The organism is Streptomyces sp. NPDC007907, from assembly GCF_042959365.1.
In the GTDB taxonomy this organism is placed as follows: domain Bacteria; phylum Actinomycetota; class Actinomycetes; order Streptomycetales; family Streptomycetaceae; genus Streptomyces; species Streptomyces indiaensis.
This window is the reverse complement of the sequence record NZ_JBIBKR010000007.1, coordinates 318,671-334,194: the sequence shown is the minus strand read 5'-3', so window position 1 is coordinate 334,194 and position 15,524 is coordinate 318,671. Positions and strand designations below refer to the sequence as shown.

Below are 15,524 nucleotides of genomic sequence, written 5' to 3'. Positions count from 1 at the left end.
GCAGGCCGTGCCGTACCCTCGTCCTCAGTCAGGCACCTAGGTTGAGGGACTCACGTGGCAGAGGCGGAGCGCATCATCGGTACGCCGGACACACCGGACGCGGCCGGGAGCGGCAAGGAGCGGCGCGACGCCGAGGGCACCCCGGCCGGGGAGCCCGGCACCGGCCCGGCGGCCCCGGCGGGAGCGCCCGGTGCCGGCGAGCCCGACGCCACCGCCGGGCGGCCCCGTGGCAGGCGCCGGATCGCGGTGCTGTTCGCCGTCGCCGCCTTCGCCTACGTCCTCGACCTGGTCAGCAAGCTGATCGTGGTCGAGAAGCTGGAGCACCACCCGCCCATCGAGATCATCGGGGACTGGCTGAAGTTCGAGGCGATCCGCAACGCGGGCGCGGCCTTCGGCTTCGGCGAGGCCTTCACGGTGATCTTCACCATGATCGCGGCGGCGGTGATCGTCGTGATCGCCCGCCTCGCCCGCAAGCTCTACAGCCTGCCCTGGGCGATCGCGCTCGGCCTGCTGCTCGGCGGTGCGCTCGGCAACCTCACCGACCGGATCTTCCGGGCGCCGGGCGTCTTCGAGGGCGCGGTCGTGGACTTCATCGCGCCCAAGCACTTCGCCGTCTTCAACCTGGCCGACTCGGCGATCGTGTGCGGCGGCATCCTGATCGTGCTGCTGTCCTTCCGGGGCCTCGACCCGGACGGGACCGTCCACAAGGACTGAGCGCGCGTACGGCCCCGTCACGGCCGTCCGGCATACTCGACGGGTGAGCACGCTTCCCGAGATCCGTACCCTGCCCGTGCCCGACGGCCTGGAGGGCGAGCGCGTCGACGCCGCCATCTCCCGCATGTTCGGCTTCTCCCGCACCAAGGCGGCCGAACTCGCCGCCGCGGGGAAGGTCACGGTCGACGGGTCGGTGGTCGGCAAGTCGGAGCGCGTGCACGGCGGCGCCTGGCTGGAGGTCGAGATGCCGCAGGCGCCCGCCCCGGTGCAGGTGGTGGCCGAGCCGGTCGAGGGCATGGAGATCGTGCACGACGACGATGACCTGGTCGTGATCGTCAAGCCCGTCGGCGTGGCCGCGCACCCGTCCCCGGGCTGGAGCGGGCCGACCGTCATCGGGGGCCTGGCCGCCGCCGGGTACCGGATCTCCACCTCCGGCGCAGCCGAGCGCCAGGGCATCGTGCACCGGCTCGACGTGGGCACCTCGGGCCTCATGGTGGTCGCCAAGTCGGAGCGCGCCTACACCTCGCTCAAGCGCCAGTTCAAGGAGCGCACGGTCGACAAGCGCTACCACACGCTCGTCCAGGGCCACCCCGACCCCACCAGCGGCACCATCGACGCGCCCATCGGCCGGCACCCCCAGCACGACTACAAGTGGGCCGTCACCGCCGAGGGCAAGCCGTCCGTCACGCACTACGACCTCATCGAGGCGTTCCGCGCTGCCTCCCTGCTCGACGTGAAGCTGGAGACCGGCCGCACGCACCAGATCCGCGTCCACATGGCCGCGCACCGGCACCCCTGCGTCGGCGACCTCACCTACGGAGCCGACCCGACGCTCGCCAAGCGCCTCGGCCTGACCCGGCAGTGGCTGCACGCGGTGCGGCTGGGCTTCGAGCACCCCGGGGACGGGCAGTGGGTGGAGTTCTCCTGCGACTACCCCGAGGACCTGCAGAAGGCCCTCGACCAGGTCCGCGAGGAGACGTACGCGTGAGCACCCGGTACGTGGTGCGGGTCGCCGAGGACCCGGCCGACCGGGAGGCGTGCTTCGCGGTGCGCAAGGAGGTCTTCGTCGTCGAACAGGGCGTGCCGGAGGACGTGGAGTACGACGAGCACGACGCCGGCGCGGTTCATGTGCTGGCGATCCGGGAGGACGGTCTGCCCCTCGGGGCAGGGCGGCTGCTGCACGGGGAGGCGGCCGTGGCGCGAACCGGCGCCGGCCCTTCCGTGGGCTCCCTCGGCCGGCTCGCCGTCACGGGCTCCGCGCGCGGACTCGGCGTCGGGGCCGCCCTGGTACGGGCCATCGAGGACGCGGCGCTCGCGCGGGGCCTCACGGCCGTGGACCTGCACGCACAGTCGCACGCGCGGGGCTTCTACGAGCGGCTCGGTTACGAGCCGTACGGGCCCGAGTACATGGAGGCTGGCGTTCCGCACCAGGGGATGCGGCGTTCGCTTTAGACCCCCCTGGGGTGGGCCGAAACGGTTTGTCCCGGGAGTTGCGTGGCAGTCTTGAGGTCAGTCGTGTGAACATCTGACCTTCCGGAGCGCTGACCGTGGATCAGTTGGCCCTGCTGTTCGTGCTGATGCTCGGGGCCGTGGTCAGTGTCCCCGCGGGGGACCGGTTCGGATTCCCGGCGCCGGTGCTGATGACGCTCCTCGGGATAGTCCTCGCGCTGCTCCCGTTCGTCCCCAACGTCGAGATCCCGCCGGACCTGATCCTCCCGCTGCTCCTGCCGCCCCTGCTGTACGCCGCAGTACGGCGCACGTCCTGGCGGCAGTTCACGGCGAACCGGCGGCCGATCTTCCTGCTCGCCGTGGCGCTGGTGTTCGTCACCATGGCGTGCGTGGCCGCCGTGGCCGACTCGGTCGTGCCGGGGCTGCCGCTCGCGGCCGCGTTCGCGCTGGGCGCGCTGGTGGCGCCGCCGGACCCGGTCGCGGCGACCGCCGTGGCCGGACAGCTGGGGCTGCCACGCCGGCTGGTCTCCATCCTGGAGGGCGAAGGGCTGTTCAACGACGTGACGGCCATCGTCCTCTACCACGTGGCGATCGCCGCGGCCGTCAGCGGGACGTTCTCCCCGTGGAAGGCCGGGCTCGACCTGGTGCTCTCGGCCGTGGTGGCGGTGGCCGTGGGTCTCGCGCTGGGCTGGGGCGCCAACAAGCTGATGGAGGTGCTCGGCGACCCGACCCTGCAGATCGGGCTGACCCTGCTGGTGCCGTACGCCTCGTACGTCATGGCCGAGGAACTGCAGGGGTCCGGTGTGCTGGCCGTGCTCACCACCGCCCTGTTCCTCGCGGAGTACGGCTCCGACGCCGACGACGTCATGACACGGCTGGCCGGGCACACATTCTGGAACATCGTCGACACGCTCGTCACCGGCGTCGCCTTCGGGCTGGTCGGCCTGGAGCTGCACAACGCCATCCGCACGGCCTCCGGGCGGTGGGGCGAACTGCTCTGGTGGGCGGCGGTGGTGGTGGCCGTCGTCGTGCTCGTACGGCTGCTGTGGCTGCTGCCGGCGACCTGGCTGACCAAGCGGCTGCACGCGCGGCGGGACTACGACGAGGACATCCCGGTGAGCTGGCGCGAGACCGTGGTGATGTGGTGGTCGGGGATGCGCGGGGTGGCCTCGGTCGCCCTGGTGCTGGCGATCCCGCTGAAGACCGACTCCGGGGCGCCGTTCCCCAGCCGGGACGAGATCATCTTCATCGCGTTCGGGGTGATCATGGCGACGCTGGTGCTGCAGGGCCTGACGTTGCCGCGGCTGGTGCGGCTGCTCGGGGTGAAGGCCGACGAGGACAAGGAGAAGGAGTTCGCGAAGGCGCTGGCCGTCCGCGCGGCCAAGGCGGCGAAGCAGCGGCTGCGGGAGATCGAGGAGGGCGAGGAGCTGCCGGAGGAACTGTCCGAGCAGATGCTGCGGCGGGCCTACGAGATCGGCGTGCGGATCAGTCCCGAACTCGCGGAGGACGAACGCCGGGAGGCGTACCGGGAAGGGGCCCGGCGGGTGAAACGGGTGCGGCGGATCCAGCAGGAGATGCTGAGTGCGGCGCGGCACGAGGTGCTGGCGGCGCGCAGTGAGCCGGGCGCCGATCCCGAGGTGGTGGACCGGGTCCTGCGGCACCTCGACGTGCGCAGCCTGCGCTGAGCCCGACGGCAGTCGCTGCCGGCTTGCTTTCGGCGGCGGCCGGGCTGCCGGCTTCTTTACGGCGGCGGCCGGGCCGTCGGTTCGACGGCGGGCGACGGGGGCTGCCGGTTCCACCGCGGGCGGCCGCGGCTGTCGGTTTGACCGTGGGCCGCCGGGGCGGCGTAGGGTCGTTCGTATGGCACGGAACGTAGTAATCAGTGGTGGAGGTACGGGAATTGGGCTCGCGGCGGCCCGGGTGTTCGCCGCCGACGGGGACCGGGTGCTGCTGCTCGGGCGGCGGGCCGAGGGGCTGGAGAAGGCCGAGGTGCCCGGCGCGCTGACCTGCGCGGCCGATCTCGCCGAGCCGGAGGACGTGCGCGGTGTCGCCGCCTTCGTGGAGCGCGAGCTGGGAGCGGTGGACGTGCTCGTGCACAGCGCCGGTGGCAGCGGGCTGCTCGAACCGGAGCCTCCGCAGGGCGATCCCCTCGCGGCCGTCGCACACACCTGGACCGTGAACTTCCGGCTCAACACCCTGACCGCGGTCCTGCTCACCGAGGCGCTCAAGCCGCGGCTCGCCGAGCCCGGCGGCCGGGTGCTGTTCCTCAGCTCCATCGCCGCCTACCGGGGATCCGGAAGCGGGGCGTACGCGGCGGCCAAGGCCGGGCTGCACCCCTATGCCCACGACCTGGCCCGCGAACTGGGGCCGCGTGGCATCACGGTGAACGTGGTCGCGCCCGGCTACATCGAGGACACCGGGTTCTTCGGTGACGCGATGGCCGAGGAGCGCCGGGCCCGGCTCGTCGGCGAGACGTCGAACGGACGGGCCGGGACTCCCGGGGACGTCGCCGAGACCCTGCACTGGCTGGCCTCGCCGGGCGCCGGGCACATCACCTCGCAGATCATCCAGGTCAACGGCGGCGCCGAGCGCGGCCACTGACCCGCGGACACGAGGAGGGGCTCCCCGCGCCCGCGGGGAGCCCCTCCTGGATTCCGGGTGGTGGTCAGCGCTCAGGCCGCCCCGAGCCGTTGCCGTGGTAGCGGCGCTGGGCCGGTACGGCCTCGGGGGACGGACGGTGGCCGTTGCTGCCGGGAGACGGCGGGAGCACCGCGTCCGCCGTGTTGACCCGGGGCAGCGCGTAGGGGTGCTCGCGGGTCAGCCAGCTGATCATCTCCTCGCGGATCGTGACCCGCACCGTCCAGATGTCGTCCGCGTCCTTGGCCGTCACCAGGGCCCGCACCTGCATGGTGTTCGGGGTGGTGTCCGTGACGGACAGGTTGTAGGCGCGGCCGTCCCAGGCCGGGCACTCGCGCAGGATGTCGCGGAGCTTGTCGCGCATCGCCTCCACCGGCGCCGAGTGGTCGACGTGCCAGAAGACGATCCCCGTCATCTGCGGGGTGCCGCGCGACCAGTTCTCGAACGGCTTGGACGTGAAGTACGACACCGGCATGGTGATGCGTCGCTCGTCCCAGGTGTGGACGGTCAGGAACGTCAGCGTGATCTCCTCGACCGTGCCCCACTCGCCGTCCACCACCACCGTGTCCCCGATGCGGACCATGTCGCCGAAGGCGATCTGGAACCCGGCGAACATGTTGCTCAGGGTGGACTGGGCGGCGACACCGGCGACGATGCCGAGGATTCCGGCCGAGGCCAGCAGCGACGCACCGGCCGCCTTGAAGGCCGGGAAGGTCAGCAGCATGCTCGCCGCGGCCACCACGCCGACGACAGCGGACACCACTCGCATGATCAGCGTCACCTGGGTGCGCACCCGGCGGACCCTGGCCGGATCGCGGTGGGCGCGGGAGTGGGCGTAGCGGCTGTAGGACGTCTCGACGATCGCCGCCGCGATACGGATCACCAGCCAGGCGGTCGATCCGATCAGCACCAGCGTCAACGTCTGGCCGATGCCCTCACGGCGGGCCTCCAGCAACTGAGCCTCGTCGTACGACCCTCTCAACAGGGCCGCGAAGAGGACCAGCATGTAGGGGATGCGGCCACGGCGGAGCAGGCCCCACAGCGGGGTCTCGTGGTGTCGTTCGTCGGCCTTGCGCAGCAGGAAGTCGGTCGCCCAGCCGATCACCAGCGTGAGCACGACCGAGCCACCGACCACGATCAGCGGTCGTAGCAGGTTCTCCATGCCACCGAACCTAACCGGCCACCGGGGGGCATGAACATGTGACTTCCGCTGCGGCGTGGGTAGCGCCGCGATCCCGGGTCGTCACACCCGGCTGGCACCATGGCCTCATGAACATCATGCTCTTTCACTCGACCTTCGGGCTGCGGCCCGCGGTGCTCCACGCCGCTGACCGACTGCGAGCGGCCGGACACGAGGTGTGGACACCCGACCTCTTCGAGGGGCGCACCTTCGAAGCGGTCGAGGAGGGCATGGAGCACAAGGAGAAGATCGGCAAGGAGGAGCTGCTGAAGCGGGCCGTGCTGGCCGCCGCGCCGTACTCCGAGCGCGGGCTGGTGTACGCCGGGTTCTCGCTCGGCGCCTCTATCGCGCAGACCCTCGCCCTCGGCGACGACAAGGCGCGCGGCCTGCTCCTTCTGCACGGCACGTCCGACATCGCGCCCGACGTCACCGCGGAGGACCTGCCGGTCCAGCTGCACGTGGCGGAGCCGGACCCCTTCGAGACGGACGACTGGCTCAGCGCCTGGTACCTCCAGATGGGCCGCACGGGAGCCGACGTCGAGGTGTACCGGTACGCCGGGGCCGGCCACCTCTACACCGACCCCGACCTGCCCGACTACGACGAGGAGGCCGCCGAGGCCACCTGGCGGGTGGCACTCGGCTTCCTCGAGACCCTGTAGGCGGTCACACCGGGTTCTGGACGCGCTCCAGCTTCTGGGTGCCGCTGAGGGTGCGGTACGAGCGCGACCACTTGGCGGTCGCGTCCCGCTTCGCGCGGTCGGAGATGACGTAGTAGTCCATCTGCGCGCGCTCGGCCGTGATGTCCAGGACACCGAAGCCGTGCCGGTCGGTGTCGACCCAGTGGACGTGCCGGTTGGCCGCGCGGATGACGGGGGAGGCGACCGCGGAGACCGTGCCCTCGGGGACCTTCACGATGTCGTCGAGGTTGTCCGAGGTGACCGACGTGACGACGAACTCCGTGGCCGCCGACGGCGACAGCGGATAGGTACCGGCGTCCACCGGCACGTCGTTGGCCCACGCCATGTGGATGTCGCCGGTGAGGAAGACGGTGTTGCGGATCGCGTTCGTCCGCAGGTGCGCCAGGATCTCGCGGCGGTCGTCGGTGTAGCCGTCCCACTGGTCGGTATTGAGGGCGAGGCCCTCCTGCGGCAGGCCCAGCAGTTTGGCGAGCGGCTTCAGCAGGTCGGCGGAGAGCGAGCCGATGGCGAACGGCGAGATCATCACCGAGTTGCCGACCAGCCGCCAGGTGGTGTCGGAGGACTTCAGCCCGGCCTTGAGCCAGTCGAGCTGGGCGCGGCCGGTGAGCGTGCGGTCCGGGTCGTCGACCTCGCCGTTGCCGACCTTGACCTGCTGGGAGCGGAACGAGCGCAGGTCCAGCAGCGAGAGGTCGGCCAGCTTGCCGAAGCGCAGCCGGCGGTAGGTGGTGCCCGCGATCGCCGGGCGCACCGGCATCCACTCGAAGTAGGCCTGCTTGGCGGCGGCCTGGCGGGCGGACCAGGCGCCCTCCGCGCCCTCGGTGTGGTTCTCCGCGCCGCCGGACCAGGTGTCGTTGGCGAACTCGTGGTCGTCCCAGATCGCCACGACCGGTGCCGTGTGGTGCAGCGCCTGGAGGTCCGGGTCGGTCTTGTAACGGGCGTGCCGGGTGCGGTAGTCGGCGAGGGTGACGATCTCGTGGGCCGGGGCGTGCGGGCGGACGACCTTGCCGCGGGTGCCGTACTCGCCGGTGCCGTACTCGTAGATGTAGTCGCCGAGGTGCAGCCAGGCGTCCAGGTCACCGCGGGCCGCGAGGTGCCGGTACGGGGAGAAGTAGCCGGCCTCCCAGTTGGCGCAGGAGACCACGCCGAAGCGCAGGCCCGGGACGGCGGCGTCGTGGGCCGGGGCGGTGCGGGTGCGCGCGGCGGGGGAGTCGGTGCCGCCGGCGGAGAAGCGGAACCAGTAGTCGGTGCCGGGCTCCAGGCCGCGGACATCGGCCTTGACGGTGTGGTCGGAGGCCGCCGTGGCGGTGGTGGAGCCCTTGGCGACGACGGTGGTGAACGCCTTGTCCCGGGCGACGACCCAGCTCACCTCGGTGTCCGGGCCGACTCCCGAACCGGGTATCGCCTCGGGCACCGGGGTGATGCGGGTCCACAGCAGGATGCCGTCCGGCAGCGGGTCGCCGGAGGCCACGCCGTGCAGGAAGGCGGGTGCCTGGTCGACGGCACGCGCCGGCAGGGTCGCCGCCAGCGGCCCGGCCAGGACAGCGGTCGCCGCCGCGGCCTTGACGACCGTACGGCGGCGCGGGGTGAGGGAGTTGAGGCCCTCTGACGTCTTCGATGATCTGTATCGACTGGTCACGACCGATCAGGTTACTGGTCGGTATGCGCCAGAGCGGGCGAACTCCGGAAGTTCGCCCGCTCTTCATGTGGTGACCGGTCCCTGACCTGCCGTCACTTCTTGAGGGCCTCGCCCACGACCTTGTTGAAGTCGGCCACGGTCATCAGCGGGCTGCCGCCGTTCAGCTGCTTGCCGTCCATGACGAAGGCCGGGGTGCCCTGGACGCCTTCCTTGTTGCTGTCGAAGGTCTTCGACATGGCCATCGCCCAGGCGTCGTAGGTGCCCTTCTCGACTGCGTCCTGGAACTTCTTGTTGCCCTTGAGCTCGGGGACGGTGTCCGCGACCTTGATGAGGTAGCTGTCGTCCTTGAACTTGTCGGTCGTCTCGTCCGGGTGGTACTTCGCCGAGTAGAGCGCGGCCTTGTAGTCGAGGAACGCCTGGTCGCTCACGTTCAGCGCGGCGCCCAGGGCGCTGAGCGCGTTCTTGGAGCCCTCGCCGCTGTCCTTGTTGTCGATGAAGGTGGCGCCGACGAACTGCATCTTGAACTTGCCGTCGTCGATGTCCTTCTTCACGGTCGGACCGACGGTCTGCTCGAACTGGGCGCAGACGGGGCAGCGCGGGTCCTCGTAGATCTTCAGGGTCTTCTTGGCCGAGTCCTTGCCGATGACGACCGTGGTCCCGTCGGTGCCTGTGGTGTTGGCGGGGGTGACGACCTTCTCGTCCTTCACCGCCTCCCAGTGGGTGGGCTTGTTGGCCTGGACGACCGCGTAGCCGATGCCGCCGGCTATCGCCAGGACGCCGACGATGGAGCAGGCGACGATGACCTGGCGCTTGGTCTTCGCGCGCTTGGCCTCGCGCTCGCGCTCGATGCGCAGCCGCTCACGGGCCGCCGTCTTCGCCGACTGGCTGTTGCGCTTGCTCATGGTGATGTTCTCCGTGGGGAACGCGCACACCTCGGTGTGCGGGATAGGTAGGGGGACTGCCGGTGCTCGGAAGTGCCGCAGAGGGAGGTTGCTGCGGCGCGGAGTGCCTTACGCGAAGGCGGGGGAGCACGGCGGTCCACGCCGTCCCAGGGAGTACGCGAGGATCCGCTCGCGGGCGGTGGGCGTGCGGTCCGCGGCTCGCCCCGGCAGGTGCCGCCCGGCCGGGGCCCGCTCCACCGCGACCGCGGCGACCGCCAGCAGCAGCGGCCGGAACGTGGTGGCCGTCACCGCCCGCAGCAGCTGGGCCAGGGCCCGCTCACCGCGGCGCAGCCAGACAGCGGCCACGAGCCCGACGCCGATGTGCGCGCCGAGCAGCAGCCAGGCCGTCGCCGGGTCGGCATGGGCGACCGCGACCGCGAGCCGGTCGCTGCCGGTGGCCCCCGCCATCCGGGCCAGGGGTGTGCCGACCTCCCCGCCGCACAGGACGTCCAGGCCGACCGAGCGCAGGGGACCGGCGACCGGGCCGCCCGCCCGGCCGTAACAGGCGTGCTGGCCCGTGGTGAACACCGTGTCGGCGGCCAGTTCCAGCGGGATCAGCAGGGCCGCGATCCGCCCGAAGGAGCGCTCGCGGCCCGCCAGGGCGAACGCGATCACGAACACGGCGGCGGCGACCGCGGCCACCGTGCTCACCGGCAGCGGGGCCCCGGACAGCAGCACGTGCGACGCCGTGCTGAGCGTCACGACCACGGCCGTGAACAGCGCCGCGCGTACGGCTCTGAGCGGGATCCCGGATATGTCCATAGCGATAGGAGAGTGTGTCACGTGGGCCGGTAAGGGACCCCTAAAGGATGCCTGTGAGGGGCCTCGCCGTCACAGGCCCGGGATCCGTCCGTTGCGGAACAGGTCCACGAAGGTCTGGTGATCGGCACGGGCGCGGGCGCCGTAGGCGTGCGCGAAGTCGACCAGCAGCGGCGCGAAGCCCTCCTCGTCGGCCGCGATCGCCGCGTCGATGGACCGCTCCGTGGAGAAGGGCACCAGGGACTCGCCGGACTGGTCGTCCGCCGCCGCGTGCATCGCGGCCGTCGCCCGGCCGAGGTCGGCCACCACCTGCGCGATCTCCTCCGGGTCGTCGATGTCGCCCCAGTCCAGGTCGACCGCGTACGGCGAGACCTCCGCGACCAGCTGGCCCGCGCCGTCCAGCTCGGTCCAGCCCAGCCACGGGTCGGCGTGCGCCTGGAGGGCCCGCTGGGAGATGACCGTGCGGTGCCCCTCGTGCTGGAAGTAGTCGCGGATCGCCCGGTCCGTGATGTGCCGGGAGACCGCCGGGGTCTGGGCCTGCTTGATGTAGATCACGACATCGTTCTCCAGGGCGTCGCTGTGCCCCTCCAGCAGGATGTTGTACGACGGCAGCCCCGCCGAGCCGATGCCGATGCCGCGCCGGCCGACCACGTCCTTCACGCGGTAGGAGTCCGGGCGGGCCAGGGAGCTGTCCGGCAGCGTCTCCAGGTAGCCGTCGAAGGCGGCGAGGACCTTGTAGCGGGTGGCCGCGTCCAGCTCGACCGAGCCGCCCCCCGAAGCGAAGCGGCGCTCGAAGTCGCGGATCTCCGTCATCGACTCCAGCAGGCCGAAGCGGGTCAGCGAGCGGGCGACACGCAGCGCGTCCAGCAGCGGGCCCTGCGCCGTGTCCAGCGTGAACGGCGGCACCTCGTCGCTCTTCGCGCCCGTCGCCAGGGCGTGGATCCGCCGCCGGTACGCGTTCGCGTACACCCGCACCAGCTCGCTGATCTGGTCGTCGCCGAGCGCCTTCGCGTAGCCGATCAGCGCGATGGAGGCGGCGAAGCGCTTCAGGTCCCAGGTGAAGGGGCCGACGTAGGCCTCGTCGAAGTCGTTGACGTTGAAGATCAGACGGCCGTTGGCGTCCATGTACGTGCCGAAGTTCTCCGCGTGCAGGTCGCCGTGGATCCACACGCGGGACGTGCGCTCGTCCAGGTAGGGGCCCGGGAGAATGCCCTCGCGCTCCTGGTCGTGGTAGAAGAGGCACGCCGTCCCCCGGTAGAAGGCGAAGGCCGAGGCCGCCATCTTCCGGAACTTCACGCGGAACGCGGCCGGGTCGGCGGCCAGGAGCTCGCCGAAGGCGGTGTCGAAGACGGCGAGGATCTCCTCACCGCGGTGCTCCTCGTCGAGCTGCGGGAACGACATCGCTGGGTGCCTCCTGGTCCGTGCCTGTCGGGGCGGCTGGTCCGCCCCGATGCCTAACGTGCGGCGGCCCGCGGGAGTGCCCGCGGCCCTTGCCAGAAGGTACGCGGGTCAGGCCTCCGGGTGTCAGTGCCGAGGCATAGACTTCGACGCTGTCCCCCAGACTGTCCGCAGCCTGCCGGGACCGTCCGACCCCTGTTCTCCCTGGAGGCCGCAGCCGTGTCAAAGCCGCCGTTCACGCACCTGCACGTCCACACCCAGTATTCGCTGCTGGACGGTGCCGCGCGGCTGAAGGACATGTTCAACGCGTGCAACGAGATGGGCATGACGCACATCGCCATGTCCGACCACGGCAACCTCCACGGGGCGTACGACTTCTTCCACTCCGCGCAGAAGGCCGGGGTCACCCCGATCATCGGGATCGAGGCCTATGTCGCCCCCGAGTCCCGCCGCAACAAGCGCAAGATCCAGTGGGGCCAGCCGCACCAGAAGCGGGACGACGTCTCCGGTTCCGGCGGTTACACCCACAAGACGATGTGGGCCGTGAACAGCACGGGTCTGCACAACCTCTTCCGGCTGTCCTCCGACGCGTACGCCGAGGGCTGGCTGCAGAAGTGGCCCCGGATGGACAAGGAGACCATCTCCCAGTGGTCCGAGGGGATCGTCGCCTCCACCGGCTGCCCCTCCGGCGAGGTCCAGACCCGGCTGCGCCTCGGGCACTTCGACGAGGCCCTGAAGGCAGCGGCCGACTACCAGGACATCTTCGGCAAGGACCGCTACTTCCTGGAGCTGATGGACCACGGCATCGACATCGAGCACCGGGTCCGCGACGGCCTCCTGGAGATCGGCAAGAAGCTCGGCATCCCCCCGCTGGTCACCAACGACTCGCACTACACCTACGCGCACGAGGCGACCGCCCACGACGCCCTGCTGTGCATCCAGACCGGCAAGAACCTCTCCGACCCGGACCGCTTCAAGTTCGACGGCACCGGCTACTACCTGAAGTCCACGGACGAGATGTACGCCATCGACTCCTCGGACGCCTGGCAGGAGGGCTGCGCCAACACCCGCCTGATCGCCGAGATGGTCGACACCACGGGCATGTTCGAGAAGCGCGACCTCATGCCCAAGTTCGACATCCCGGAGGGTTACACCGAGGTCAGCTGGTTCCGCGAGGAGACCCTGCGCGGCATGCACCGCCGCTTCCCGGACGGCATCCCGGACGACCGCATGAAGCAGGTCGAGTACGAGATGGACACCATCATCTCGATGGGCTTCCCGGGCTACTTCCTCGTGGTCGCCGACTTCATCATGTGGGCCAAGAAGCAGGGCATCGCCGTCGGCCCCGGACGAGGCTCCGCGGCCGGCTCGATCGTCGCCTACGCCCTCGGCATCACCGACCTCGACCCCATCCCGCACGGCCTGATCTTCGAGCGGTTCCTCAACCCCGAGCGCATCTCCATGCCCGATGTCGACATCGACTTCGACGAGCGCCGGCGCGTCGAGGTGATCCGGTACGTGACGGAGAAGTACGGCGCCGACAAGGTCGCCATGATCGGTACGTACGGCACCATCAAGGCCAAGAACGCGATCAAGGACTCCGCGCGCGTGCTGGGCTACCCGTACGCGATGGGCGACCGCATCACCAAGGCCATGCCCGCCGACGTCCTCGGCAAGGGCATCAACCTGGACGGCATCACCAACCCCGAGCACCCCCGCTACTCGGAGGCGGGCGAGGTCCGGGCGATGTACGAGAACGAGCCGGACGTGAAGAAGGTCATCGACACCGCCAAGGGCGTCGAGGGCCTGGTCCGGCAGATGGGCGTGCACGCCGCCGGTGTGATCATGTCCAGCGAGACCATCACCGACCACGTGCCCGTCTGGGTCCGGCACACGGACAAGGTCACCATCACCCAGTGGGACTACCCGAGCTGCGAGTCGCTCGGCCTGCTCAAGATGGACTTCCTGGGCCTGCGCAACCTGACGATCATGGACGACGCCGTCAAGATGGTGAAGTCCAACAAGGGGATCGACATCGATCTCCTGAGCCTCCCGCTCGACGACCCCACGACCTTCGAACTGCTCCAGCGCGGCGACACCCTCGGCGTCTTCCAGTTCGACGGCGGCCCGATGCGCTCCCTGCTCCGGCTGATGAAGCCGGACAACTTCGAAGACATCTCCGCCGTGTCGGCCCTGTACCGTCCGGGCCCCATGGGCATGAACTCCCACACCAACTACGCGCTGCGCAAGAACGGGCAGCAGGAGATCACGCCCATCCACCCCGAGCTGGAGGAGCCCCTCAAGGAGGTCCTGGACGTCACCTACGGCCTGATCGTCTACCAGGAGCAGGTGCAGAAGGCCGCCCAGATCATCGCCGGTTACTCGCTCGGCGAGGCCGACATCCTCCGCCGCGTGATGGGCAAGAAGAAGCCCGAGGAGCTGGCGAAGAACTTCGTCCTCTTCCAGGAGGGCGCCCGCAAGAAGGGCTTCAGCGACGAGGCCATCCAGGCCCTGTGGGACGTGCTGGTCCCCTTCGCCGGCTACGCCTTCAACAAGGCGCACTCCGCCGCGTACGGACTCGTCTCGTACTGGACGGCGTACCTCAAGGCGAACCACCCCGCCGAGTACATGGCCGCGCTGCTCACCTCCGTGAAGGACGACAAGGACAAGTCGGCCGTCTACCTCAACGAGTGCCGCCGCATGGGGATCAAGGTGCTCCCGCCGGACGTCAACGAGTCGATGTCCAACTTCGCGGCGCAGGGCGACGACGTGATCCTCTTCGGCCTCTCCGCCGTGCGCAACGTCGGCACCAACGTGGTCGAGTCGATCATCAGGTGCCGCACCTCCAAGGGGAAGTACGTCTCCTTCCCGGACTACCTCGACAAGGTGGAGGCGGTGGTCTGCAACAAGCGCACCACCGAGTCGCTGATCAAGGCCGGCGCCTTCGACGCCATGGGTCACACCCGCAAGGGCCTCACCGCGCACTACGAGCCGATGATCGACAACGTGGTCGCGGTCAAGCGCAAGGAGGCCGAGGGGCAGTTCGACCTCTTCGGCGGCATGGGCGAGGCAGAGACCAGCGAGCCGGGCTTCGGGCTCGACGTGGAGTTCTCCCCCGACGAGTGGGACAAGACCTATCTGCTCGCCCAGGAGCGGGAGATGCTCGGTCTGTACGTCTCCGACCACCCGCTGTTCGGTCTGGAGCACATCCTGTCCGACAAGGCCGACGCGGGCATCTCCCAGCTGACCGGCGGTGACTACTCCGACGGCTCGGTGGTCACCATCGGCGGCATCATCTCCGGCCTCCAGCGCAAGATGACCAAGCAGGGCAACGCCTGGGCCATCGCCACCGTCGAGGACCTCGCCGGCTCGATCGAGTGCATGTTCTTCCCCGCGACCTACCAGCTCGTCTCGACACAACTCGTCGAGGACGCCGTGGTGTTCGTCAAGGGCCGCCTCGACAAGCGCGAGGACATCCCGCGGCTCGTCGCGATGGAGCTGATGATCCCGGACCTGTCCAACGCGGGCACCAACGCGCCCGTGGTCCTCACCATCCCGGCCACCCGGGTCACCCCGCCGCTGGTCAGCCGCCTCGGCGAGGTCCTCAGCCACCACAAGGGCGACAGCGAGGTCCGGATCAAGCTCCAGGGGCCCACCAAGACGACCGTGCTGCGGCTGGACCGGCACCGGGTGAAGCCGGACCCGGCGCTGTTCGGCGACCTGAAGGTGCTGCTCGGACCGTCCTGCCTGGCCGGGTGAGGCGGGGCTCTCGATGCGCTTGAGGGGCGTACCCGGGCCCGGGTACGCCCCTCGTGCATGTGCGTGGGCTCAACACCCCGTCACACAGGCGTCAGTTGTGGCCGAAGCTGCGCTTTCGCTTGGCCGACGCCATCTCGCCGGGGGTCGTCTCGACCTCGGGCTGGGGCTCGGTCTGCGAGGCGGGGCTGCGGTCGGCCCGCTGGCCACGCTCGGTCGGACGCTGCTGCTTACGGTCACGGTTCTTGTTCTTGGCCATGGTGATGCCTCCTGTGGGGGACTAGGGGCCAGGGCCGGGACCAGATTCACACAGCCCGACAACGATCGCATGTCGGACAATTACCGTGCGTGACAGG

The 15,524-nt window shown here is 70.2% G+C and carries 13 protein-coding genes; 7 read left to right on the top strand and 6 right to left on the bottom strand.

What is annotated here, in order from left to right:
- The first annotated feature begins 54 nt into the window (after window positions 1-54).
- The 5 genes from lspA (at window position 55) to ACFZDI_RS28765 (ending at window position 4,764) form a co-directional block, all read left to right on the top strand.
- Window positions 55-714 carry a signal peptidase II gene (gene lspA, locus ACFZDI_RS28785; protein WP_234845037.1) on the top strand — a complete coding sequence of 220 codons (660 nt, stop codon included), beginning with the start codon at window positions 55-57 and terminating at the stop codon, window positions 712-714.
- Between the two features lie 43 nt (window positions 715-757).
- The gene (locus tag ACFZDI_RS28780) at window positions 758-1,702 is read left to right on the top strand and encodes an RluA family pseudouridine synthase (RefSeq protein WP_391254263.1); all 945 of its coding nucleotides are present in this window, start codon (window positions 758-760) and stop codon (window positions 1,700-1,702) included.
- A complete protein-coding gene (locus tag ACFZDI_RS28775; RefSeq protein WP_391254260.1) occupies window positions 1,699-2,166 on the top strand; it encodes a GNAT family N-acetyltransferase in 468 nt (155 codons plus the stop codon). Before ACFZDI_RS28780 ends, ACFZDI_RS28775 begins: the two co-directional genes overlap by 4 nt.
- A gap of 95 nt (window positions 2,167-2,261) precedes the next feature.
- Window positions 2,262-3,848: a Na+/H+ antiporter gene (locus tag ACFZDI_RS28770; protein WP_234845040.1), complete on the top strand. Its 1,587-nt coding sequence runs from the start codon at window positions 2,262-2,264 to the stop codon at window positions 3,846-3,848.
- 175 nt (window positions 3,849-4,023) lie between these two features.
- On the top strand, window positions 4,024-4,764 hold the full coding sequence (locus ACFZDI_RS28765) for an SDR family oxidoreductase (protein ID WP_391254256.1): 741 nt from the start codon (window positions 4,024-4,026) through the stop codon (window positions 4,762-4,764).
- Window positions 4,765-4,828: 64 nt separating this feature from the next.
- Here the strand turns inward: ACFZDI_RS28765 and ACFZDI_RS28760 are convergent, their stop codons facing one another.
- A complete protein-coding gene (locus ACFZDI_RS28760) occupies window positions 4,829-5,962 on the bottom strand; it encodes a mechanosensitive ion channel family protein (protein WP_234845042.1) in 1,134 nt (377 codons plus the stop codon).
- Window positions 5,963-6,000: 38 nt separating this feature from the next.
- Between ACFZDI_RS28760 and ACFZDI_RS28755 the strand changes: the two genes are divergently transcribed.
- Window positions 6,001-6,639, top strand: coding sequence for a dienelactone hydrolase family protein (locus ACFZDI_RS28755; RefSeq protein ID WP_391254253.1), 639 nt, complete (start codon window positions 6,001-6,003; stop codon window positions 6,637-6,639).
- Window positions 6,640-6,643: 4 nt separating this feature from the next.
- Here ACFZDI_RS28755 and ACFZDI_RS28750 read toward each other — a convergent pair whose 3' ends face one another.
- The 4 genes from ACFZDI_RS28750 to ACFZDI_RS28735 all read right to left on the bottom strand — a co-directional run bounded on the left by ACFZDI_RS28750 (window position 6,644) and on the right by ACFZDI_RS28735 (window position 11,415).
- Window positions 6,644-8,314 carry an alkaline phosphatase gene (locus tag ACFZDI_RS28750; protein ID WP_234845044.1) on the bottom strand — a complete coding sequence of 557 codons (1,671 nt, stop codon included), beginning with the start codon at window positions 8,312-8,314 and terminating at the stop codon, window positions 6,644-6,646.
- A 92-nt stretch (window positions 8,315-8,406) separates the two neighbouring features.
- Window positions 8,407-9,216, bottom strand: coding sequence for a thioredoxin domain-containing protein (locus tag ACFZDI_RS28745; protein ID WP_391254250.1), 810 nt, complete (start codon window positions 9,214-9,216; stop codon window positions 8,407-8,409).
- Window positions 9,217-9,324: 108 nt separating this feature from the next.
- The gene (locus ACFZDI_RS28740) at window positions 9,325-10,017 is read right to left on the bottom strand and encodes a hypothetical protein (protein ID WP_391254247.1); all 693 of its coding nucleotides are present in this window, start codon (window positions 10,015-10,017) and stop codon (window positions 9,325-9,327) included.
- 69 nt (window positions 10,018-10,086) lie between these two features.
- Window positions 10,087-11,415, bottom strand: coding sequence for a DUF2252 family protein (locus tag ACFZDI_RS28735; protein ID WP_391254244.1), 1,329 nt, complete (start codon window positions 11,413-11,415; stop codon window positions 10,087-10,089).
- A gap of 216 nt (window positions 11,416-11,631) precedes the next feature.
- Here ACFZDI_RS28735 and dnaE point away from each other — a divergent pair, with 216 nt between their 5' ends.
- Complete coding sequence (gene dnaE / locus ACFZDI_RS28730; RefSeq protein ID WP_234845048.1) at window positions 11,632-15,171, top strand: DNA polymerase III subunit alpha; 3,540 nt, start codon at window positions 11,632-11,634, stop codon at window positions 15,169-15,171.
- Window positions 15,172-15,262: 91 nt separating this feature from the next.
- Here the strand turns inward: dnaE and ACFZDI_RS28725 are convergent, their stop codons facing one another.
- The gene (locus ACFZDI_RS28725) at window positions 15,263-15,427 is read right to left on the bottom strand and encodes a hypothetical protein (protein WP_234845049.1); all 165 of its coding nucleotides are present in this window, start codon (window positions 15,425-15,427) and stop codon (window positions 15,263-15,265) included.
- Window positions 15,428-15,524: the final 97 nt, after the last annotated feature.